The organism is Rhizobium favelukesii, from assembly GCF_000577275.2.
Lineage (GTDB): Bacteria > Pseudomonadota > Alphaproteobacteria > Rhizobiales > Rhizobiaceae > Rhizobium > Rhizobium favelukesii.
In genome coordinates this window covers 3,431,043-3,449,822 of record NZ_HG916852.1, presented here as the reverse complement: position 1 = coordinate 3,449,822, position 18,780 = coordinate 3,431,043, and the positions used below count along the sequence as shown (strand labels likewise).

General features: G+C 60.3%; 22 protein-coding genes and 2 pseudogenes. 12 read left to right on the top strand and 12 right to left on the bottom strand.

Annotated elements, in window-relative coordinates:
• Positions 1–87: 87 nt before the first annotated feature.
• The 3 genes from LPU83_RS55685 to LPU83_RS55675 are packed head-to-tail and all read right to left on the bottom strand — an operon-like array spanning position 88 to position 1,875.
• Positions 88–1,164 carry a 5-(carboxyamino)imidazole ribonucleotide synthase gene (locus tag LPU83_RS55685; protein WP_024317282.1) on the bottom strand — a complete coding sequence of 359 codons (1,077 nt, stop codon included), beginning with the start codon at positions 1,162–1,164 and terminating at the stop codon, positions 88–90.
• Positions 1,161–1,655, bottom strand: coding sequence for a 5-(carboxyamino)imidazole ribonucleotide mutase (gene purE, locus LPU83_RS55680; RefSeq protein ID WP_024317281.1), 495 nt, complete (start codon positions 1,653–1,655; stop codon positions 1,161–1,163). The genes LPU83_RS55685 and purE overlap by 4 nt, the downstream gene beginning before the upstream one ends.
• Before the next feature lie 16 nt (positions 1,656–1,671).
• On the bottom strand, positions 1,672–1,875 hold the full coding sequence (locus tag LPU83_RS55675) for a YdcH family protein (protein WP_007527435.1): 204 nt from the start codon (positions 1,873–1,875) through the stop codon (positions 1,672–1,674).
• Positions 1,876–2,104: 229 nt separating this feature from the next.
• Here LPU83_RS55675 and LPU83_RS55670 point away from each other — a divergent pair, with 229 nt between their 5' ends.
• Positions 2,105–2,278, top strand: coding sequence for a YdcH family protein (locus LPU83_RS55670; protein ID WP_007802505.1), 174 nt, complete (start codon positions 2,105–2,107; stop codon positions 2,276–2,278).
• Positions 2,279–2,432: 154 nt separating this feature from the next.
• On the opposite strand, the gene LPU83_RS55665 is transcribed toward LPU83_RS55670, so the two are convergent.
• Positions 2,433–2,693 (bottom strand): ArsR/SmtB family transcription factor, encoded by a 261-nt coding sequence (locus LPU83_RS55665; protein WP_007802507.1) that lies wholly within the window; start codon positions 2,691–2,693, stop codon positions 2,433–2,435.
• A 68-nt stretch (positions 2,694–2,761) separates the two neighbouring features.
• Complete coding sequence (locus tag LPU83_RS55660) at positions 2,762–3,526, bottom strand: sulfite exporter TauE/SafE family protein (protein WP_024317280.1); 765 nt, start codon at positions 3,524–3,526, stop codon at positions 2,762–2,764.
• A 108-nt stretch (positions 3,527–3,634) separates the two neighbouring features.
• On the opposite strand from LPU83_RS55660, the gene LPU83_RS55655 reads away from it, so the two are divergent.
• Positions 3,635–4,288, top strand: a complete 654-nt coding sequence (locus LPU83_RS55655) for a thiamine phosphate synthase (protein ID WP_024317279.1) — start codon at positions 3,635–3,637, stop codon at positions 4,286–4,288.
• 10 nt (positions 4,289–4,298) lie between these two features.
• Positions 4,299–5,381 carry a tetratricopeptide repeat protein gene (locus tag LPU83_RS55650; RefSeq protein ID WP_024317278.1) on the top strand — a complete coding sequence of 361 codons (1,083 nt, stop codon included), beginning with the start codon at positions 4,299–4,301 and terminating at the stop codon, positions 5,379–5,381.
• A 1-nt stretch (position 5,382) separates the two neighbouring features.
• Here the strand turns inward: LPU83_RS55650 and LPU83_RS55645 are convergent, their stop codons facing one another.
• Positions 5,383–7,116: a hypothetical protein gene (locus LPU83_RS55645; RefSeq protein ID WP_024317277.1), complete on the bottom strand. Its 1,734-nt coding sequence runs from the start codon at positions 7,114–7,116 to the stop codon at positions 5,383–5,385.
• A 292-nt stretch (positions 7,117–7,408) separates the two neighbouring features.
• On the opposite strand from LPU83_RS55645, the gene LPU83_RS55640 reads away from it, so the two are divergent.
• The 3 genes and pseudogenes from LPU83_RS55640 to LPU83_RS55630 form a co-directional block, all read left to right on the top strand.
• Positions 7,409–7,672 (top strand): hypothetical protein, encoded by a 264-nt coding sequence (locus LPU83_RS55640; protein WP_225039737.1) that lies wholly within the window; start codon positions 7,409–7,411, stop codon positions 7,670–7,672.
• A pseudogene (locus LPU83_RS55635) lies at positions 7,669–7,767 on the top strand (response regulator); the annotation flags it as partial. The gene LPU83_RS55640 and the pseudogene LPU83_RS55635, both read left to right, overlap by 4 nt.
• Positions 7,768–7,793: 26 nt before the next feature.
• A pseudogene (locus LPU83_RS55630) lies at positions 7,794–8,004 on the top strand (chemotaxis protein CheB); the annotation flags it as partial.
• A gap of 32 nt (positions 8,005–8,036) precedes the next feature.
• Here the strand turns inward: LPU83_RS55630 and LPU83_RS55625 are convergent.
• Together LPU83_RS55625 and LPU83_RS55620 are read right to left on the bottom strand one after the other, a co-directional pair.
• Positions 8,037–8,777: a 3-oxoacyl-ACP reductase family protein gene (locus tag LPU83_RS55625; RefSeq protein WP_024317275.1), complete on the bottom strand. Its 741-nt coding sequence runs from the start codon at positions 8,775–8,777 to the stop codon at positions 8,037–8,039.
• Positions 8,778–8,851: 74 nt separating this feature from the next.
• Positions 8,852–9,430, bottom strand: a complete 579-nt coding sequence (locus LPU83_RS55620; protein WP_024317274.1) for a TetR/AcrR family transcriptional regulator — start codon at positions 9,428–9,430, stop codon at positions 8,852–8,854.
• A 214-nt stretch (positions 9,431–9,644) separates the two neighbouring features.
• Here LPU83_RS55620 and LPU83_RS55615 point away from each other — a divergent pair, with 214 nt between their 5' ends.
• The 4 genes from LPU83_RS55615 to LPU83_RS55600 all read left to right on the top strand — a co-directional run bounded on the left by LPU83_RS55615 (position 9,645) and on the right by LPU83_RS55600 (position 14,497).
• On the top strand, positions 9,645–10,445 hold the full coding sequence (locus tag LPU83_RS55615) for an inositol monophosphatase family protein (RefSeq protein ID WP_024317273.1): 801 nt from the start codon (positions 9,645–9,647) through the stop codon (positions 10,443–10,445).
• Between the two features lie 100 nt (positions 10,446–10,545).
• Positions 10,546–11,646 (top strand): hypothetical protein, encoded by a 1,101-nt coding sequence (locus LPU83_RS55610; RefSeq protein WP_024317272.1) that lies wholly within the window; start codon positions 10,546–10,548, stop codon positions 11,644–11,646.
• Between the two features lie 3 nt (positions 11,647–11,649).
• Complete coding sequence (locus LPU83_RS55605) at positions 11,650–12,681, top strand: peptidoglycan -binding protein (protein ID WP_024317271.1); 1,032 nt, start codon at positions 11,650–11,652, stop codon at positions 12,679–12,681.
• A gap of 175 nt (positions 12,682–12,856) precedes the next feature.
• Complete coding sequence (locus LPU83_RS55600) at positions 12,857–14,497, top strand: FAD-binding dehydrogenase (RefSeq protein ID WP_024317270.1); 1,641 nt, start codon at positions 12,857–12,859, stop codon at positions 14,495–14,497.
• 30 nt (positions 14,498–14,527) lie between these two features.
• Here the strand turns inward: LPU83_RS55600 and LPU83_RS55595 are convergent, their stop codons facing one another.
• Positions 14,528–14,716 carry a YegP family protein gene (locus tag LPU83_RS55595; protein WP_007527415.1) on the bottom strand — a complete coding sequence of 63 codons (189 nt, stop codon included), beginning with the start codon at positions 14,714–14,716 and terminating at the stop codon, positions 14,528–14,530.
• 174 nt (positions 14,717–14,890) lie between these two features.
• Here LPU83_RS55595 and LPU83_RS55590 point away from each other — a divergent pair, with 174 nt between their 5' ends.
• On the top strand, positions 14,891–15,082 hold the full coding sequence (locus LPU83_RS55590; protein WP_162392083.1) for a hypothetical protein: 192 nt from the start codon (positions 14,891–14,893) through the stop codon (positions 15,080–15,082).
• A 229-nt stretch (positions 15,083–15,311) separates the two neighbouring features.
• Here LPU83_RS55590 and LPU83_RS55585 read toward each other — a convergent pair whose 3' ends face one another.
• Positions 15,312–17,114 carry an ABC transporter transmembrane domain-containing protein gene (locus LPU83_RS55585; protein WP_024317268.1) on the bottom strand — a complete coding sequence of 601 codons (1,803 nt, stop codon included), beginning with the start codon at positions 17,112–17,114 and terminating at the stop codon, positions 15,312–15,314.
• A 192-nt stretch (positions 17,115–17,306) separates the two neighbouring features.
• Between LPU83_RS55585 and rpmE the strand changes: the two genes are divergently transcribed.
• On the top strand, positions 17,307–17,528 hold the full coding sequence (rpmE, locus tag LPU83_RS55580) for a 50S ribosomal protein L31 (protein WP_007527409.1): 222 nt from the start codon (positions 17,307–17,309) through the stop codon (positions 17,526–17,528).
• A gap of 151 nt (positions 17,529–17,679) precedes the next feature.
• Here rpmE and rcdA read toward each other — a convergent pair whose 3' ends face one another.
• Together rcdA and LPU83_RS55570 are read right to left on the bottom strand one after the other, a co-directional pair.
• On the bottom strand, positions 17,680–18,195 hold the full coding sequence (gene rcdA / locus LPU83_RS55575; RefSeq protein ID WP_024317267.1) for a protease adaptor protein RcdA: 516 nt from the start codon (positions 18,193–18,195) through the stop codon (positions 17,680–17,682).
• A gap of 376 nt (positions 18,196–18,571) precedes the next feature.
• Entirely contained in the window at positions 18,572–18,763 is a 192-nt protein-coding gene (locus LPU83_RS55570) for a DUF1192 domain-containing protein (RefSeq protein ID WP_024317266.1), read from the bottom strand.
• Positions 18,764–18,780 lie beyond the last annotated feature (17 nt).

Sequence of the window (18,780 nt, the reverse complement as noted above, 5' to 3'; positions counted from 1 at the left end):
CTCTTCAGGTTGGGCGTGCAGATAACCCGGCGACTTTCCTGTGTCAACCACATGAGGGTGATTTTCCCATGGCCGAAACGGCTTTTGTCAGGGGAAAACCGGCAATTTTGTGGTCAACGTGGTAACGTGCCCCATCTTGCGGCCGGGACGGGATTCCGTCTTGCCATAGAGGTGAACCAGCGTGTCCGGTCGTCGTAGCCAGTCCGGGAGCGCCAGAATATCGTCGCCGATCAGGTTCTGCATCACGCAGTCTAAGTGACGGTCGGCATTGCCGAGCGGCAGGCCGGCAACCGCGCGGATATGTTGCTCGAATTGGGAGACGAGGCAGGCGGCTTCCGTCCAGTGACCGGAGTTGTGGACACGCGGCGCCATTTCGTTGGCGATCAGGCTGCCGTCGGCGAGTACGAAGAATTCGATGCCGATGACACCGACATAGCCGAGCGCAGTCAGGATCTTCTCGGCCGCACCGCAGGCAGCGGCTGCAGTTTCCGCCGAGATGGACGCGGGCACCGTTGACGTGTGCAGGATGCCATCGCGGTGAACGTTTTCGGCAGGATCGTAGCAGGCGACCGTTCCGTCGGTTGCGCGCGCTGCGATGATCGAGATCTCGCGCTCGAAGGAAACGAAGCTCTCGAGAATGAGCGGTACGCCGCCGAGCGCCGCAAAGGCGCCGTGAGGCGTATCGTCGGTGGAGCGGAACACTCTCTGCCCCTTGCCGTCATAGCCAAGGCGGCGGGTCTTGAGGACGCCGCGACCGCCGAAGTTTGTCAGCGCCGCATCGAGATCGGCTTGACTGTCGACGGCGTGGAAGCCGGCCGTTGGAATACCGCATCCGTTGATGAAGCGCTTTTCGACAAGCCGATCCTGCGCAGCCTCCAACGCCTTGGGCGGCGGATAGACGGGGACCTGGCTTGCGAGGGCCTCGGCGGCGGCGACCGGGACGTTCTCGAACTCGTATGTGACGACGTCGCAAGCCTTCGCCAATTCTGCGAGCGCTGCAGGATCGTCATAAGCCGCTGCGATCTGCTCGTTGGCGACCTGCGCCGCCGGACAGTCGGCGTGTGGTTCCAGAACGACGGTGCGAAAATTGAGCCGGGCTGCGGCCATGGCAAGCATGCGGCCAAGTTGACCGCCACCGATGATGCCAATGGTTCTTACAGTCATAGGTCGTCCATCGGATATTCAGCAACAGCCGCGCTCTGGCGCTCGCGCCAGTCGTCGAGCCGCTCGGCAATGTCCTCGTCCGACAATGCCAGGACTGCCGCTGCCAGAAGGGCGGCGTTGATCGCGCCAGCTTTGCCGATGGCAAGCGTGCCGACCGGGATGCCGCCCGGCATCTGGACGATGGAAAGAAGACTGTCCTGACCGGACAGCGCCTTGGATTGCACCGGGACGCCGAAAACGGGAAGCGGCGTCATGGCTGCGGCCATACCCGGCAGATGAGCCGCGCCGCCGGCGCCGGCAATGATCACCTTGAAGCCTTCATCGCGGGCGGTCTTGGCGAAATTCACCAGGCGGTCCGGCGTGCGGTGGGCCGATATGATGCGCGCGTCATAGGGAATTTCGAGCGCCTCCAGCGTATCGGCGGCACTCTTCATGGTCTCCCAATCGGACTGGCTTCCCATGATGATGGCCACGGATGGTCTGTCTGTCATCGTCACGGCATTCCCTTCAGGCGATGATGTCAGGGATGATCTGGTCTTCCAGCTTTGTCAGCTTGTCCTTGATGACCAGTTTCTTCTTCTTCATGCGCTGGATGCGCAATGCGTCACATCCGGTGGCAATCATGGCATTGATGGCGGCATCGTAATCCTCGTGCTCCTGGCGCAGTCTTGCGACCATGAGCCTGATTTCCGCCTGTTCCTGATCGGCCATATGCATTCCCCATAACCGCCTTCGGACATCGTCCGTTCTGCCGATGATTTCCGCAAGCTCCTATCACCAATTAGAGGTAACGGCTAGCGGCTGTTCGTCATGATTTTGCCACTTGTTCTCCTTGTTTTCACCTTCGACAAGGCTTCAAAAATGTGTCACAGTCGAAAGGTTGACGCCTTGGATCTCCGGCGGTGTTGGCCGGGGAGAGGTAAGAGGAAGGAAGGGTCAAATGACTGTTCAAGCTCATCTTGAGTCACTCCAGAAAAAGCATGTTGCTCTCGAGGAGGAGTTGCATTCGCTTATGATATCCCCCTCCCGAAACGATAATGAAGTCGCTGAGTGCAAACGCAGAAAATTGCGGATCAAGGACGAGATTGAGCGCCTTAAATCATCCTTCCATTGAGTAGGATGCAGTAAATTTCCGAGCGCGGCCCTAGGCTAGGAGGGCAAAAGTCCAATTCCACCAAAAGCTTAGGTAAGGTCGTGCTCGACAGGCGATTATGGCGCCGGTTCCGACGGAAAGTCGCGAGCCGGCGTCTCTCATTTGAGTGGTCGGGCTAAGCCCAGAACTGATCGAGCCAGAGATTGAGTCGGTCGAAGCCGCGATTGTTGACGGCGTAGATGCGTCGCGTGCCCTCTGCGGTGACCGAAACCAGATTGCAATCTAGCAGCGCCTTGAGGTGCTGGGAGACGGCGGGGCGGCTGATGGGAAGCCCCTCGGCAAGCTCATTTACGGTCTTCGGCGCGCGTCGAAGTTCTTCCAGCAGGAAGCGCCGGTGGGGATCAGCTATCGCCGTGAAGGGATCCGTGTTCGACATGGCGAAAAGCTACGTCAAACGGCGCAATCGGGCAAGGAAATTGTGCGCCGCAGCGAAACCCAAAATTGTCAGAAACCCAAGCCTTCCTTCGCGATGAGCGCGGCGGCAATCAGGGCCATGGCATACATGAAAGGATAAAAGATCGCGGGCTTCATGCGGCGGACGCACCAGGCGCCGGCAATGGTCGCAAGCGGTGCAAACGGAAGCAGCGTGGCCGAGGCGGCGAGGTTCTGGGTGTCGAGCTGACCGAGCGCGAAGTAGGGGACGAGCTTGACGGCATTGAGAATTGCGAAGAAGCGAACACTGGTGCCGGTATATTCGCGCGGCGGCATCTGCAGTGGCAGGGCATAGATCTGGAAGGGCGCTCCGCCGGCGTGTGCTACGAAGCTGCCATAGCCGGACAGGCTTCCCCAGATCTTCGCAAGCAGCGGCCGCTGGCCGCGGGGCGGCGTGTGCTTCCCGGCGCCGGGGCCGACGGTGTTCCAGAAATAGCGAAGGCAAAAGAGGACGGTGACGACGCCGATGACGACGCGAAGCACGTTGCCGGGAACCAGCGTCGAGGTCGCCCAACCGAGCGCGATGCCGAATAGCGCTCCTGGCAGCATGATTTTCAGGGTTGTCCAGTCTCCGTGCTGGCGCCAGATCACCAGCGAGATCATGTCCATGCAAATGAGGATGGGGAGCAGAATCGCGGCCGCCTGAATGGGCGAGACGACGAGAGCGAGAAAGGGCAGCCCGATCAGCGACAGCGCATCGCCCATACCGCCTTTCGCAAGTCCGACCAAGATGACAGCGGGAACAGCGGCGCAGTAAAATGACAGTTCCATCGGCATGCTTTTGAAAATCCTCCCCTTGCCAGCCCCGTCTAACGGAATTACTCACACAAGACGAGTGCAGATGGGCCGCGAAACGGCCTGTTCCGCTGTAAATGGAAAGAGTTCATGACCGAACCGGAAAACCGCTGCCGCCTAGTTCTGATCGTCCCCGATATCGCCGATGCCGATGAGCAGGCAAAGATCGTCGGCGATGCCTTAAAGGGCGGTGATGTCGCCTCGGTGATTGTGCCGCAATACGGGCTCAATGATGGCGAGTTCCAAAAGCACGCCGAGAAGCTGGTTCCAATTATTCAGGACTCAGGGGCGGCCGCACTGCTTGCAGGCGACAGCCGCGTGGTCGGGCGGACCAAAGCGGATGGCCTGCATCTGACCGGACCGGCCAGCGAAATCTCCGAAGCGATCGACAAATATGCTGACAAGCTGATCGTCGGCGGTGGCAATGCCGCCGACCGGCACCATGCGCTGGAGATCGGCGAAGAGCGACCGGACTATATCTTCTTCGGCAAGCTCGAAGGCGACATCAAGCCGGAGGCACACTCCAAGAACCTGGCGCTCGCCGAGTGGTGGGCCTCCATGATCGAGATTCCCTGCATCGTGATGGGCGGTACGGATCCGGCTTCTGCGCTGGCGGTGGCCGAGACGGGTGCGGAGTTCGTCGCGCTGCGGCTTGCGGTTTTCGCGGACGCAGGCCGTGCGCCCTCCGTCGTCGCCGAGGTCAATGCGCTCTTGGACGAAAAAGCGCCACGGTTTGAGGATTGATATCGCGCTCATGCCGATCCTGTCCCGCTATTTGCGCGTTTCCGCTGCCTTTGCCGCCGTCATTCTGGCGGGGCTGACGCATGGCGTTTCGGCCCAGACGGTCGACAACGTCGTGACACGGCCGCTCGCGACCGCTCCCGAACCGCTGAAAACTGGGCGGCCGCAGACAGACGGCGCGGGACCGTCGACGGGCGTCGGGGTTTTCGACCGCATGGGTGCGAAGCTGCCAGATCTGCCGCCGGAAAAGGACTACAAAGGGCCGGTTGACGATGCCTACGGCGCTTATCAGCGTGGCTACTATCTAACTGCGATGGAAAAGGCTCTACCCCGCGCGCAGCTCGGCGACCCGGCTGCGCAGGCGCTTATGGGTGAGCTCCTGGCAGATGGGCTAGGCGTCAAGCGCGACATGAAAAATGCGGCCTTCTGGTACAGCAAGGGCGCGGAAGGCGGCGACGCCGCGGCGATGTTCAAATACTCGCTGATGCTGATCGAGGGCCGGTTCGTCAAGCGCGACAAGGCGAAGGCCGACGAGTACATGCACAAGGCGGCCGATGCCGGAAATGCCTCGGCCCAGTTCAATTGGGGCCAGATCCTGACGGCTGACAATCCCGGCGACAAGGGACTGAAGCTCGCCTTGCCATACTACGAGAAGGCTGCCGAACAGGGCATCGCCGACGCGCAGTATGCGGTGGCGGAGATTTACGCCTCATTGCCTGATCTGCCGGAAGAAAAGAAACAGCTGTCGCGCGAATGGATGGCACGCGCTGCGCATGCTGGCTACGACACGGCCCAGGTCGATCTTGGGATCTGGTTCGTCAACGGTCAGAACGGGCCGCGCGATTTCGTCAAGGGTTTCCAGTGGTTGCGGCTTGCCGCCAATCGCGGCAACGTGGTTGCGCAAAACAAGCTCGCGCACCTCTACATCAACGCTCTCGGAACCAAGCCGGATCCCGTCGAGGCCGCAAAATGGTATGTGCTGTCGCGTCGGGCCGGCCTGCCCGACGCAGCGCTCGAGGACTTCTATCTCGGTATCGAGGAAGACCAGCAGAAGGCGGCCATCGATGCCGCCAACAAGTTCCGCCGGATCCAGTGATCTAGAACAGCGCGTCGGCGACGAGGTCTTCGTCGTCCCCGACCTTCGCAGTCTCGGCGACAGCTGCGGTTCGTTGTTCCATGGCTGGAACGATATCGCGATGGACATTGCGCTCCTGCACGATCGTGTAGAGCCTGAAAATCTTTCGATCGAGTGGTGCGACCGCGCCGGCAATGTCAGATATGTCTGCGATTTCAGCGCCGGCCACATCTTCCAGAACGTCGGCGCAGCGCGCCAGCATCTCGCCAAGGTCGCGCTGGAAATCCAGCTTTGCGATCAACAGGCTGATCTTGTTCGCCACTTCGCCACCATGCTCGGAGAGCACCTTGAGGTCGTCTTCCACGGTGTCGGCTGCCGCACGGATGTTGCCGACGGCTGACGCCAGGTTCTCCCCGAGACCACCTGCTGGGTCGGCGCTGGCGGGCGCGATCCGGCCGGCAGCCGCTTCCAGCGTCGGCAGGCCGTTGACGATCGCATCGGCGGACTCGTCGAGTTTGGCGGCAAAGATGCGCAGTTCCGCGGTGACAACGTTGATCGATTTTCCTTCTTCGCCCAAGCGGCTGCAGCGCAGATTGGTATTCAACGCCATGTAATGGATGTCGGTTTTGACCACACGGATATTGCCGACGGCTTCCAGGAGTTTGGCGGCGGTGCCAAGCGTCGATTGGCTTACCTGATCGGCCTGCCGGGTCGCCTGATCGACCTGCTTGACGATCTCGTGCGCGGCGGAAACGCTCGATTCCAGTGCGCGCATGAAATTCCCCTGGCCGCCGCCGCTCATCTGGTCGCGCAGGCGCAGGATTTCCTGCGTATCCTGACCGAGGCTCGCGATCGTCTTTACGACATTCTGCGAACCCCGATGGAAATCCTTGCACATGTCGTTCATCTGCGCGGCCGTCAGATGATGGACGACGTTCTCCAGACGCCGGCGCGCATCCGCATCGAGCTTGCGTCCGTCTTCTGCGCCGAGGAATTCGTCGAGCAGCGCAAAGGTGCTCTGGACATGCTCGATGCGTTGGCGGGTGATGTCTCCGACCTGCAGGGCAGACAGCGTGGAGGCGACTTTGCTCTGTATGCCGCGGGCGATTGCCGAGACATCCCGGGCGATGGCCGCGAAGTTCTTCCGGTGTTCGGCAATCTTCCGGGCATTGTCCTGCAATGCCCTTGCAACGTCGGGCACTGTTTCGGAATAGCTGCGTGCGGCTGCCGTGCCGAAGCTCAGCGCCACCTTGACTTCCTTCTCGAGGCTGTCGAGGTGGGCGGCAAAACCGTTGACCTCAGCCGTTCCGGAGTAGATGCGCTCGAGGATCTCCTGCGCGAAGCCGGCGAACTCGGGAAGACCGGCGCCGGTGATCTTGGCAGTCACTGCAAAGGTGCGTAGATAGCGCATCGTCTCCTGCATGTCGGCGACGTGTTTGCGCAACGAATTGCCCGTGTCGGCAAGCGAGGAGAGCGCATCCTGGCGCGCCTTTTCGGAGATCGGCAGGTCGGTTAGGCTCTTGACCGTCGAACGCAGATCCGCGCCGGTGTCGCTGGGCTCGTTGGCGTCCAGTACCTTTGTGACATTGTCGAGCGAGCTCAACAAACGGTTGAGAACATCCATCACCGAAAGCAGCACCGTACCGCCTTCGAGGAAACGCTCCTCGACCTGGCTGCGGGCCGCTTCGAGCGTCTCGCTGATGCCTGATCCCGAAGCTTCAAATGCCTGAAGTGCCGATGCCGCCCCGTTCGTCACGTTATTTCCTTTACTTATAACACTGGCAAATTTTGACCCTATCTTTAGGGGTGGGACGGAAACAGCGGGTAAACACCGGAGACTCGTCAATGTTGTGCTTAACAGCGTGTCAAAAAATATCGCTCTGCGACCGACGCTGGAGCTCGAATTCTCGTATTCCCAATGAAAAACAGCTTATTATGCAACGTGAACAACCCTCAGTGTAATTTATCTCAGGTAATAATTCGGGGAGCCTGGACACGGCTTAGTTGCATGTTCTGGCAACCGAACTTTGCCCGTTGCTAAGCCTCTCATGAGAGTCCTTTTGGGCTCTAGAAGTATTTCGCCATCACCTAATTCGATTGTCATCGATATTCCCGAACATGCCGAAGCGGATCTGAGTTTCATTCAGCTCATCGAATCCGCTCGTCGCCAGGCAAAGGCGCAGAGCAAATCGATCACGCATTCCTCGCCCGCCAAGGGAAATGTTCTGAAGGTGCTTGAGCGCGCAGGGTTCCTCGACGCGTTCAACTCTGACGACGCTAAATTCTGGTTGCATAAAGAGGTGACGCCATGAGCACAAACATTCTGACTGTCGATGATTCCGCAAGCATCCGGCTGACCACGAAGGGCACGCTGACCAATGCCGTCACCGAAGCGGTCAATGGGGCGCCGGCACGCAAATTGACGGCCGATGAATGGGCATCATCATGACCGGGATGGGCGATGGCGGCGCAATGGGCATGCTGGAGATGCATCAGGCCGGCGCCGACACGGGTGGCACAGGACGAGGCGCCATCGGTCGTCTTCGGGATGCCCAAGGAAGCCATCGCCAAGGGTGGGGTGGATCGGTTCCTGCCGCTCGATCAGATCGCCGGTGATGTCCTGATCACCCAGCAGACGTTTTGAAAGTCCGGCAGCTTATGCTGCCGGACCTGCTCTCAGGCGAGATAACCGCCGTCGATGGTGAGGCTGGCGCCGGTGATGAAGGAGGCTTCCGGGCTGGCCAGATAGGCTGCGAAGCTTGCGATTTCGCGGTCTTCCCCGAGACGGCCGAGGGCCATCAACCCCTTCAGCATTTCGTGGGAATGCGGGTCGGAGTTCATGTCGGTCACGGTGGGACCAGGCTGGATCGTGTTGACGGTAATGCCGCGCGGACCGAGATCGCGGGCGAGGCCACGCGTCATGGCGGCGACAGCGCCTTTGCTCATGCTGTAGACGGCGGATGTCGGAAAGCCGCTGCGCTCCGCAACCACGCTGCCGATGGTGATGACCCGGCCGCCGTCATGCATATGCTTCGCTGCAGCCTGCGTGCCGGCAAAGACCGCCCGCACATTGACGGCGAACATGCGGTCGAAGTCCTCCAGCCGAAAGGCTTCCAGGCTATCCAACAATAGAATTCCCGCGTTGTTGACGAGAATATCGAGGGCGCCAAAATGACTGGCGGCCGTGTCGACGGCTCTTTGCACAGCGGCGGCATCTGCGCTGTCGGCATGGATCGCTAGTGCCTTGCCGCCCTTTGCCTCGATGTCGGCGGCGATCGCCTCGGCTTTCTCCTTCGAGTTCGCAAAGGTGAAAGCGACGGAGGCACCATCCATCGCCAGCCTGCGCACAATAGCCGCACCGATGCCGCGTGAGCCGCCCGTCACGATTGCGACCTTTCCTTCAAGTGGTTTCGTCATTTTCACTTTTCTCCTTTATTGGACTGATTGGTCTAGAAATGATCGCGAGAAGTCACTGCTGTCCGATCATGCTGCTATCGAAGGCTGCGGATTGCGAGGCGGGCGACGGCGCGCTGGGTTTCGGGGCTTGCGCCGTTGCGGGCGCTGACCTTCATGCCGGATAGCGTAGCGCCAAGGAACTGAGTGGCGACCTCGGGATCGACCTCTGTCGATAACTGACCTTTCCTCTGGCCATCTTCCAGCAGCACGACAATTGCCTTGCCCAGCATTGCCGAGGCGCTGTCGGTCAGGTTCGACACGTCGGCATCGGTGCGGCCGAATTCGCAAATGGCGCTGACGCCGAGGCAGCCTCTGGACGCTTCCGAAAAAGGTCTGGATGCGAAGGCCAAGAGGGCGGCTTCCAGGGCGTCAAGCGGATGCTCGCTGTCCTTCAGGTCCGCGATGATGCTAAGAATACTGTCGGTATTGTAGCGCTTCAGAGCCTGCAGGTAGAGGCTGCGTTTGTCGCCGAAGGTGTCATACATGCTCTGCCGGCTGATCTTCATCGCCGTAAGCAGGGCGTCGGTGGAACTACCCTCGTAGCCATGCTCGCAGAAGACGCCGATCGCGGCATCGAGAGCCTTGTCTCTATCGAATTCCTTGTGCCTTGCCATGGACACATGAATAGCAATTCCGGACTGACCTGTCTAGAATATTCTGCGTCATTTGTTCGAGCGGCGCCGTGCAGCGCCTGTCTCCTCTTGAAATTTTCCCGATTTTGTGGTCTTGAGGCCGCCAATCTTATCGAGCGCTGCCTTCTCCGGCGATCAGGGACCTTTCCCGCCCTGACAGCGCGCACCGTATTATCGCTCAAGGAAAAGTGCTCACATGGCTCGTTCAGCTCTCCTCAATGTCATGGTTCAGGCTGCCATCAAGGCAGGAAAATCGCTGGGGCGTGATTTCGGAGAAGTCCAGAACCTGCAGGTCTCGGTCAAGGGTCCGGGCGATTTCGTGTCAAATGCCGACCGCAAGGCGGAGAAGATCGTCAAGGACGAACTCCTGAAGGCCCGCCCGACTTATGGCTTCCTCGGAGAAGAGAGCGAGGAGATCAAGGGTACGGACGGTGCGCACCGCTGGATCGTCGATCCGCTCGACGGCACGACCAACTTCCTGCACGGCATTCCGATGTTTGCGGTATCGATCGCACTTGAGCGCAACAATGAGATCGTCGCTGGCGTCGTCTTCAATCCGGCAACGGACGAGCTCTACACCGCCGAGCGTGGCGGTGGCGCCTTCCTGAACGATCGCCGTCTGCGCGTCGGCGCCCGCCGCGTGCTTTCGGATTCCGTCGTTGCCTGCGGTGTTCCGCATCTCGGCCGCGGCAATCACGGTAAGTTCCTCGTTGAGCTTCGTCACGTGATGGGCGAAGTCGCCGGCATTCGCCGCATGGGCGCGGCCTCCCTAGATCTTGCCTACGTGGCGGCCGGTCGCTTCGACGGTTACTGGGAAACCGCGCTGTCGGCCTGGGATATCGCGGCGGGCATCCTCCTTATCCGCGAAGCCGGCGGCTATGTGTCCGATTGGGATGGCGGTTCGTCCATTCTCGAGACCGGTTCGGTCGTCGCGGGCAACGAATATATCCAGAAGGCATTGCTTGAGGTGGCCAAGCGTCCCGTTCCTAGCCGGTAAATCGCTGTTGTAAAGACACGGTTTTCGTTTCCGCATACTTCAATTCGGCACAATGTTGCTCTAGTCTCCGGCTGAAATGAATCCGGAGGCTGCGGAACCTATGGAAAATGTGAATGTGGCTGAATTCGGCTCGACCGAAAAAACCACGAGCAACTACAGCTATAAACTTTCCAGTCCGATGCCGTTTCTTTGGACGATGGTGCTGTTTCTGGTCATCGTCGGGTTCATTGCCGCCATTCTTTTCCGACAGACGCAGACTGCCTTCATGTACAATCCGGGCCTCAACGGTTTGATCCTCGGTGTCCTGGCGGTCGGTATCATCCTCGTCTTCAGCCATGTGCTGTCGCTGCGGCCGGAAGTGCGATGGTTCAATTCGTTCCGCGCCGCAGGCAGCGCCGACAAAGTCGGACGCAATCCCAAGCTGCTCGCTCCAATGCGAACGCTGATTGGCAGCCGTAGTGCTTCGGCGGGACTGTCGACCGCGGCCTTCCGCTCCATTCTCGATTCCATTGCCAACCGCCTTGATGAATCGCGCGATGTGTCGCGCTACCTGATCGGTCTTCTGGTCTTTCTCGGTCTGCTTGGCACGTTCTGGGGTCTTATCGGCACAATCGGCTCGATCAGCTCGGTCATCCAGTCGCTCGATGCGGGCTCGAATGGCTCGACCGATGTTCTTGGTGCGTTGAAGGAGGGCCTTGCGACGCCGCTTTCGGGCATGGGTCAGGCATTCTCGTCGTCGCTGCTCGGCTTGTCCGGTTCGCTCATTCTCGGCTTCCTCGATCTCCAGGCGGGTCGCGCTCAGAACCGGTTCTACATGGAGCTGGAAAACTGGCTTTCGTCGGTAACCGACGTTGGCCCCGATACCGCCATGCCCGCCATCAGCGGCACCTCGGCGGTCTCGCCCGAAGAGGTTCGCGCGCTCTCCGACTATATGCGCCGGATCTCCGAGGAGGGCAGCGGCGGCACCCAGAGGTCGGTTGCGGCGATGGCAAATCTTGCCGAAGGTATTCAGGGCCTGGTCAAGAATATGCGCAATGAGCAGCAGATGCTGCGCGACTGGATCGACGCGCAGCAGGAAGAGACGAAAGCGATGCGCCGCACGCTTGATCGTCTGGCCGAGCGGATTGGCTCGCAAGAAAGGCATGGTTTGAGCGAGCGCGTTCAACGCACGCCGCAAACCGAAAAAAGCGAGGGCAAGTAAGCTATGGCTCTTGCCCGCAACCGCCGCCGCGAGCGCGCGGTGGAGTACTGGCCAGGTTTCGTCGACGCGCTGTCGACGCTGCTGATCTCCATCATGTTCGTGCTGACCGTCTTCGTTGTCGGCCAATATATCCTGAGCCGCGAAATCTCCGGCCGTGACGAGGTGCTGAACCGTCTGAACAGTCAGATCAACGAGTTGACGCAGCTGCTTGCTCTCGAGAAGGGAAGCAAGCAGGACCTCGAGGACAGCGTCGCCAATCTTCAGGCCTCCTTGTCGTCGGCCGAAAGCGAGCGATCGCGGCTGAAGGCGCTGCTTGATGCTGGCTCGGGAGGCCAGAGCGCTGCACAGTCGCGTATCGGCAGCCTCACCAAGGAACTCGACGAACAGAAGCAGATGAGCGACCGGGCGATGAGCCAGGTCGAGTTGCTGAACCAGCAGATTGCCGCGTTGCGCAGCCAGATCGCCGCCGTAGAAGCCGCCCTGCAGGCCTCCGAGCAGAAGGATCAGACCTCGCAGACGAAGATCGCGGATCTTGGCCGTCGCCTCAACGTCGCGCTGGCGCAACGCGTGCAGGAACTCAACCGCTACCGGTCCGACTTTTTCGGGCGCTTGCGCGAGATTCTGTCCGATCGCGAGAATATCAGGATCGTCGGTGACCGCTTCGTCTTCCAGTCTGAGGTCCTGTTTCCCTCTGGCAGTGCGGATCTCAATCCGGACGGGCAGGGCGAGATGGCAAAGCTTGCGACGGCGCTTCTCGACGTTGCGAAGGAAATCCCGCCGGAGATCAACTGGGTCCTGCGCGTCGACGGACATACGGACAACGTGCCGCTCGCGGGCACCGGCAGGTACGGAGATAACTGGCAGCTGTCTTCTGCGCGCGCGATCTCCGTCGTCAAGTTTCTGATCTCCCGCGGCGTGCCGGCCGACCGTCTCGTCGCTGCCGGCTTCGGGGAGTTCCAGCCCATCGCGCCAGGCGACACCCAAGAAGCACGCGCCACCAACCGTCGTATCGAACTGAAGCTCACCGAGAAGTAGGTCTACGCGGCGTTTCGCCAGTCGAAAAGATCGGCTGCAATTGCTGCCGGCTAAGGTCGTTCCTGTGCAACAAGCGTCTCTCGGATCGGGCTGCAAAAGATATCGTCTCGGGAAAAGTGGCGTTGTCGCCGAGCGAGGCTCCGCATAGGTTCGATGAGACGTGGGGGAGAATGCTTTGATCGAATGCGATGTGCTGGTCATCGGCGCAGGTCTTGCCGGGCTCGTCGCGGCAGCGGAGGCGGCCGATCGCGGACGGAAGGTCTGCATCGTCGAGCAGGAGGGCGAGCAGAGCCTTGGCGGGCAGGCGTTTTGGTCTCTTGGCGGGCTGTTCTTCGTCGATAGCCCGGAACAGCGGCTACTCGGTATCCGTGACAGTCTTGGCCTTGCACGGCAGGACTGGATGGGTTCGGCATCGTTCGACCGGCCGGAAGACTACTGGCCGCGTCGCTGGGCGGAGGGCTACCTCGAATTTGCCGCAGGCGAGAAACGCCGCTGGCTCTATCAGCAGGGCATGCGCTGGTTCCCGGTTGTTGGCTGGGCTGAGCGGGGAGGCGGCTTGGCGCATGGCCACGGCAACTCCGTGCCGCGCTTCCATGTCACGTGGGGAACCGGACCGGCCGTGCTTGCACCATTTATTCGCCGTGTGCGCGAGGCGGAGGCGAAGGGTCTTGTCACGCTTCTGTTCAGGCATCAGGTGGATGACCTTGTCGTGCAAGACGGTGTCGTCTGCGGCGCCCGTGGCACGATCCTTCAGCCAGACGCTTCCGTTCGAGGCCAGGAGACAAACCGCATTTTTGCGGCGCTCTTCGAGATACGGGCCGGTGCGACGATCGTGACTTCAGGGGGCATCGGGGCCAATCATGACGCGGTGCGCCGCAAATGGCCGGTCGATCGGCTCGGACGACCTCCGGCGAGCATGGTCGCGGGCGTGCCCGCCCATGTCGACGGACGGATGATCGAGATCACCGAGCGCGCGGGTGGGCGAGAAATCAATTCGGACCGGATGTGGCACTATACGGAGGGGCTGAAGAACTGGGATCCGATCTGGCGCAATCACGGCATACGCATCCTGCCCGGCCCATCCTCCTTCTGGTGCGATGCCGATGGAAACCGCTTTGCCGCACCTGCGATGCCCGGTTTCGATACGCTGGCGACGCTGAAGGCAATCTGCGCGACGGGTCATGACCACAGCTGGTTCATCCTGACCAAAGCAATCATCAAGAAGGAGTTTGCCCTTTCCGGCTCCGAACAGAATCCAGACATCACCGGCAAGGATATCCGCCTGCTGCTCAAGCGATTGGGCAAGGAGCCGCCGGGACCCGTTCAGGCCTTCATGGACAGGGGAGAGGATTTCATCGTTCGCGATACGCTGGAAGCGCTTGTCGACGGCATGAACGGGTTGACAGGTGAAAGGCGCGTGGATGCAAGCCGTCTCAGGACGCAGATCGAGGCCCGCGACAGGGAGATTGGCAACGCCTTTTCGAAGGACGCGCAGGTCATCGCCATTCGCGGCGCTCGGCGCTATCTCGGGGACCGGTTGATGCGCACGGCAAAGCCCCACTCGCTGCTTGACCCGCAGGCCGGACCATTGATTGCGGTGCGGCTGCACATCCTGACGCGCAAATCTTTAGGTGGTCTGGAGACGGATCTTTCCGCACGAGTGATCGGCCATAGTGGTGATCCGGTGCCTGGGCTCTATGCCGCGGGCGAGGTGGCCGGCTTTGGCGGCGGGGGCATGCATGGCTATAACGCGCTCGAGGGAACATTCCTCGGCGGCTGCATCTTTTCCGGCAGGGTTGCCGGGCGGGCGGTGTAGAGGCGGCGCGTTTGGCGCCGCCTGATTTGATCAGGCCTCAGCCTTCGTCGTGTCGACGACTTCTGCGCCGGGAGAATTCTTCTTGATGGATTCGATGGCGCTCAGCGCCGATGCCTTAGCCTTATAGCCTTCGGAGCCGAACATGGATTCGCCATTCGGCGCCTTGAAACGGAAACGGAACTCGCCAGCCTTGTCCTTGTAAACTTCGAACTTATACATCGATTTTTCTCCCGGAATCAGGATGATGTCCTATCTGCAGGCGCAGCCTAGAACAAAAAACGCAACTATTCCATCGGGATATTTGCGTGCTTTGCAACCGGCGCGACGAGCCGATTTCGTGCAGGAAATGCGCCGCACTGCGGTTTGAAAATCGAGAAGACCGACGAGAACGTGTTGATCAGGTACGGCGCGAAGAGCACCAGGAAAGCCGAGATAGAGCATCAATATCGCGACGGTTCCAACACGAGCGATAAACGGCTCGAACTCGCCTTTATCATCGGGGAGTTGCGCTGCTGCGAGGGGGATGCCCGCGGCATCGATGGGGTTTCCGGCCGGGTCGGTCGTCGTCCATTCGACTTCTTCTGACCAAAGTCGGTGAGCGACCAATCCCGGACCTCCCGGAGCGAGCGACAGCACAGCAGCATCGATATGACGACGGCCACGGCGACGAGTAGGATCAACGTATCGGCGAAATCTATCGGCTTCACCAGAGCCTTTCTCACCGCGCGGCGACGATAAATCCGTCTATAAACCGAGTGTAATGTCGATACCACCGCCGGAGGCTGGCGATGGGAAGGAACGTGCAGTCGGACGATCACTTTGCTGCGGCGAGAAAGTCTCCGGCACCTGTTTCGAACTGCAGCTTGGCCAGCTTGGCGTATATGCCGCCGTGTCGAATAAGGGTCTGATGCGTTCCCTCTTCGACGACGCGACCCTGATCCATGACGAGGATCCGGTCAGCCTTCAGCACGGTCGCGAGGCGATGGGCAATGACAAGGGTCGTGCGGCCGGTCATGAGGCCGTCGAGGGCTTTCTGCACAAGGGTTTCGCTTTCGGCGTCCAGTGCCGAGGTTGCCTCGTCGAGCAGCAAGACCGGCGCGTCCTTCAAAATGGCACGGGCGATGGCGATACGCTGGCGTTGACCACCCGAGAGCGTGATGCCGCGCTCGCCGACCTCGGTGCCGTATCCCTTGTCCAAGCGGGCAATGAATTCGTCGGCCTGTGCAGCGATCGCGGCGGCACGCACCTCTTCACGGCTCGCCTCTGGGCGGCCGAAGGCGATGTTGTCGTGAATGGAGGCCGCAAAGATCGTCACATCCTGCGGCACGATCGCGAGGCGTTTGCGCAACGCGTCGGGATCGGTGCTGCGGGCATCGACGTCGTCGATTTTTACCGCACCCTGTTGCGGATCATAGAAGCGGAGCAGCAGCGAGAAGACGGTGCTCTTGCCGGCACCGGAGGGACCAACGATCGCGACGGTCTCCCCGGGGGCTACCTCGAAGCTCAGGCCATGGAGGGCGGATCTCTCCGGGCGCGACGGATAGGCAAAATGCACGCCCGTAAACTGGACACGACCATGCGCCGGAGCAGGCAGAGCAGCGGGCACCGTGGGCGCTGTAATCGGCGAGACTTCATCGAGCAGTTCGGTCAGCCGGTCGGCCGCACCCGCAGCTTGCGAAAGTTCGCCCCAGACTTCGGAAAGAGCGCCGAGCGAGCCGGCGGCGATGACGGAGTAGAGAAGGAACTGGCCGAGCGTGCCGGGCGAAAGCGTGCCCGCCAGGACGTTGTGAGCTCCGACCCAGAGAACGGCGACGACGCTACCGAAAATAAGGGTAATGGCGATGCCTGTCAGCAGGGCGCGCGAGCGTATAGCCGCGCGGGCGGCATCGTATGCCGTTTCCACAGCGGTGCCATACCGGGTGGCAGCGGCGTCCTCTCCGCCGAAGGCCTGGACGGTGCGGCTGGCGGCGATCGTTTCGTTGGCGAAGGCGGAGGCGTCCGCCAGAGTATCTTGGGCGGAGCGCGAGCGCTTCCGCACCGAGCGACCGAAGCCAACCAGCGGAAAGACGATCAACGGAATCGCCCCGATCACAAGGCTGGACAGCTTTGGCGACGTCACGATCATCATGCCCATCGCGCCGAGGCAGAGAATAAGGTTGCGCAAGGCGACGGAAGCGGTCGCGCCGACCGCTGACTTTATCTGTGTCGTGTCCGCCGTCAGGCGTGAGACGATCTCGCCCGATTGGTTGACATCGAAAAAGGACGGCGACAGCCGCGTCACATGGCTGAAGACATCACGGCGAAGATCGGAGACCACACGCTCTCCGAGCGTAATGACGAAGTAGTAGCGAAGGGCGCTCGCGACGGCCAGCACGATCGCCATGATCATCAGCATCAGAAAATAGCTGTTGATGAAGCTGCCGTCGGCCTGCGTGAAGCCATGGTCGATCATGCGGCGTATGGCGAGCGGCAGGGCGAGCGAGGTGATGGCGGCAAGCGCAAGGGAAGCGAGGGCACCGGCGACCATGCCGCGATAGCGCACGACATAGGGCGTCAGCCGGCCTAGCGGCTTCAGCGATCCCGACTTTTTTTCCCCTGCTTGCCCTGCGTATGCCACTTCGTCTCCGATCGCCTTCGACACCGCTTATCCGCGGCCGATGGCTCTTGTTATCCTGCCGGCCTTCATGTATAGGCAGCCCATCCTAATGGGAAGCCGTGGCGTTTGCGTCTGCGGCTTCATTTATTCAATCGGTCCTCTTGTCGCAATGATGATGCGTCAATTTGGACGTTGCATGGCAGGAAGATTGTTATGAAGGCAGATATCCATCCCGACTATCACACGATCAAGGTAGTCATGACCGACGGCACCGAATACGAGACCCGTTCGACCTGGGGCTCTGAAGGCGCAGTCATGAACCTCGAAATCGACTCCAAGTCGCATCCGGCATGGACTGGTGGCAACCAGCAGCTCATGGACCGTGGCGGCCGCGTTTCCAAGTTCAACAAGCGTTTCGGCGGCCTCGGCCTCTAATTGTTGCCACTTGGTGGAATTTGAAAGAGCCCCGCTTCGGCGGGGCTCTTTGTTTTTGAGCGCATGCCCTGGCGTTGCTTTCTGTTGCGCACACAACGAAAAACCGGCTGCGCAGGACGCAGCCGGTTTCGTGAATTCAGTTTGAGGCGGCTCAGTTGTTGCCGAAGGCCGTCTGCAGCAGGCTGAGCTGAGCCTGGACGCTGTTCTGGTTATCGGGAACGATCGGTGCCTCGGCCGGGCGATAGATTTCGCGATCGAGCAGGGCGACGCGGTTCTGCAGGCGCAACGAGCGTTCGATCAGGTGGCGGAAGGATTCCGGCAGATCGCCCCAGCCCGGTGCGTTGCGATCGACGTTAAAGCCGTCGAGGCGAACCTTGTTCTTCTCGGCCAGAACCTGATCGCGCGACATCTCGCCGTTGTTAACGGCGCGCTGCAGCAGCAGCCAGGAGGCCATCTGCATGAGGCGGGTGGTCAGTCGCATCGACTCTGCCGCATAGAGAACGGACGCCATGCGCGGCAGAACCTTGGAGGCTGTGCGACCCTGGCCATCGAGATAGGCGGCGGTTTCTTCGACCAGCGACATGCCTTCCGAATACAGCGCCTTGAACTGCGAGGATGCGGCAGCGCGACCTGCAAAACTGATTGTATTCAATCCAAGCTCTGACATTTAAACAGTCCCTGTTGCACGCATCTACTTATGGTCAGGTAACGCCCGCCGAAGGGAAAAGGTCTCTCCGGCCGTTCTTTATGCTTTTAAGATGGTAGCTTTAGCGGAATTGCGCAAGGCGTTTCTTAAGAAAGGGTTAACTTCCACAGTTTCATGGAAATGGTCCCCAGCGCAATAAAAAAGAAGAGCCGCAAAAGCGGCTCTCAAGGTAAAACAGGGAGAAAAATCAGACCAATTCACCGCATGGAAAACTGTCTGAGATCCAGAGAAGATCTGGATGAGTACAGTAATACCTTATAAAGCTTAATGGCCGCTTAAACCTGTCCCGGATTAACACCTTTCGAGCGCTAGTTTGCTGTAATACCCCGCTCTCGAATTACGAGCGGAAGAGGCTTTCCGCCGCTGATCTTGTCGATGTCTTGCTGGCGGCCTCTGCTTCGATTCTCACGATCTCGGCTTTGAGCAGCGCGACGCGCGCTCGCAACTCGTCGACCGATAAGGTGGAGAGGTCGGCACCGATCTCGTGCGTAACCTTCTTCTGCGGCCGGTCGTCGTCGATGAAGCTCATATGGAGTCCTCCCTTTT

What these genes read in the sequence shown, in the direction of transcription:
- rcdA (WP_024317267.1), bottom strand. Translation starts at nt 18,195, where the DNA reads ATGTCAGAGCTTGGATTGAATACAATCAGTTTTGCAGGTCGCGCTGCC.
- LPU83_RS55605 (WP_024317271.1), top strand. Translation starts at nt 11,650, where the DNA reads ATGGCTCTTGCCCGCAACCGCCGCCGCGAGCGCGCGGTGGAGTACTGG.
- LPU83_RS55620 (WP_024317274.1), bottom strand. Translation starts at nt 9,430, where the DNA reads ATGGCAAGGCACAAGGAATTCGATAGAGACAAGGCTCTCGATGCCGCG.
- LPU83_RS55655 (WP_024317279.1), top strand. Translation starts at nt 3,635, where the DNA reads ATGACCGAACCGGAAAACCGCTGCCGCCTAGTTCTGATCGTCCCCGAT.
- LPU83_RS55610 (WP_024317272.1), top strand. Translation starts at nt 10,546, where the DNA reads ATGGAAAATGTGAATGTGGCTGAATTCGGCTCGACCGAAAAAACCACG.
- LPU83_RS55640 (WP_225039737.1), top strand. Translation starts at nt 7,409, where the DNA reads ATGAGAGTCCTTTTGGGCTCTAGAAGTATTTCGCCATCACCTAATTCG.
- LPU83_RS55665 (WP_007802507.1), bottom strand. Translation starts at nt 2,693, where the DNA reads ATGTCGAACACGGATCCCTTCACGGCGATAGCTGATCCCCACCGGCGC.
- purE (WP_024317281.1), bottom strand. Translation starts at nt 1,655, where the DNA reads ATGACAGACAGACCATCCGTGGCCATCATCATGGGAAGCCAGTCCGAT.
- LPU83_RS55670 (WP_007802505.1), top strand. Translation starts at nt 2,105, where the DNA reads ATGACTGTTCAAGCTCATCTTGAGTCACTCCAGAAAAAGCATGTTGCT.
- LPU83_RS55625 (WP_024317275.1), bottom strand. Translation starts at nt 8,777, where the DNA reads ATGACGAAACCACTTGAAGGAAAGGTCGCAATCGTGACGGGCGGCTCA.
- LPU83_RS55675 (WP_007527435.1), bottom strand. Translation starts at nt 1,875, where the DNA reads ATGGCCGATCAGGAACAGGCGGAAATCAGGCTCATGGTCGCAAGACTG.
- LPU83_RS55685 (WP_024317282.1), bottom strand. Translation starts at nt 1,164, where the DNA reads ATGACTGTAAGAACCATTGGCATCATCGGTGGCGGTCAACTTGGCCGC.
- LPU83_RS55650 (WP_024317278.1), top strand. Translation starts at nt 4,299, where the DNA reads ATGCCGATCCTGTCCCGCTATTTGCGCGTTTCCGCTGCCTTTGCCGCC.
- LPU83_RS55570 (WP_024317266.1), bottom strand. Translation starts at nt 18,763, where the DNA reads ATGAGCTTCATCGACGACGACCGGCCGCAGAAGAAGGTTACGCACGAG.
- LPU83_RS55615 (WP_024317273.1), top strand. Translation starts at nt 9,645, where the DNA reads ATGGCTCGTTCAGCTCTCCTCAATGTCATGGTTCAGGCTGCCATCAAG.
- rpmE (WP_007527409.1), top strand. Translation starts at nt 17,307, where the DNA reads ATGAAGGCAGATATCCATCCCGACTATCACACGATCAAGGTAGTCATG.
- LPU83_RS55660 (WP_024317280.1), bottom strand. Translation starts at nt 3,526, where the DNA reads ATGCCGATGGAACTGTCATTTTACTGCGCCGCTGTTCCCGCTGTCATC.
- LPU83_RS55595 (WP_007527415.1), bottom strand. Translation starts at nt 14,716, where the DNA reads ATGTATAAGTTCGAAGTTTACAAGGACAAGGCTGGCGAGTTCCGTTTC.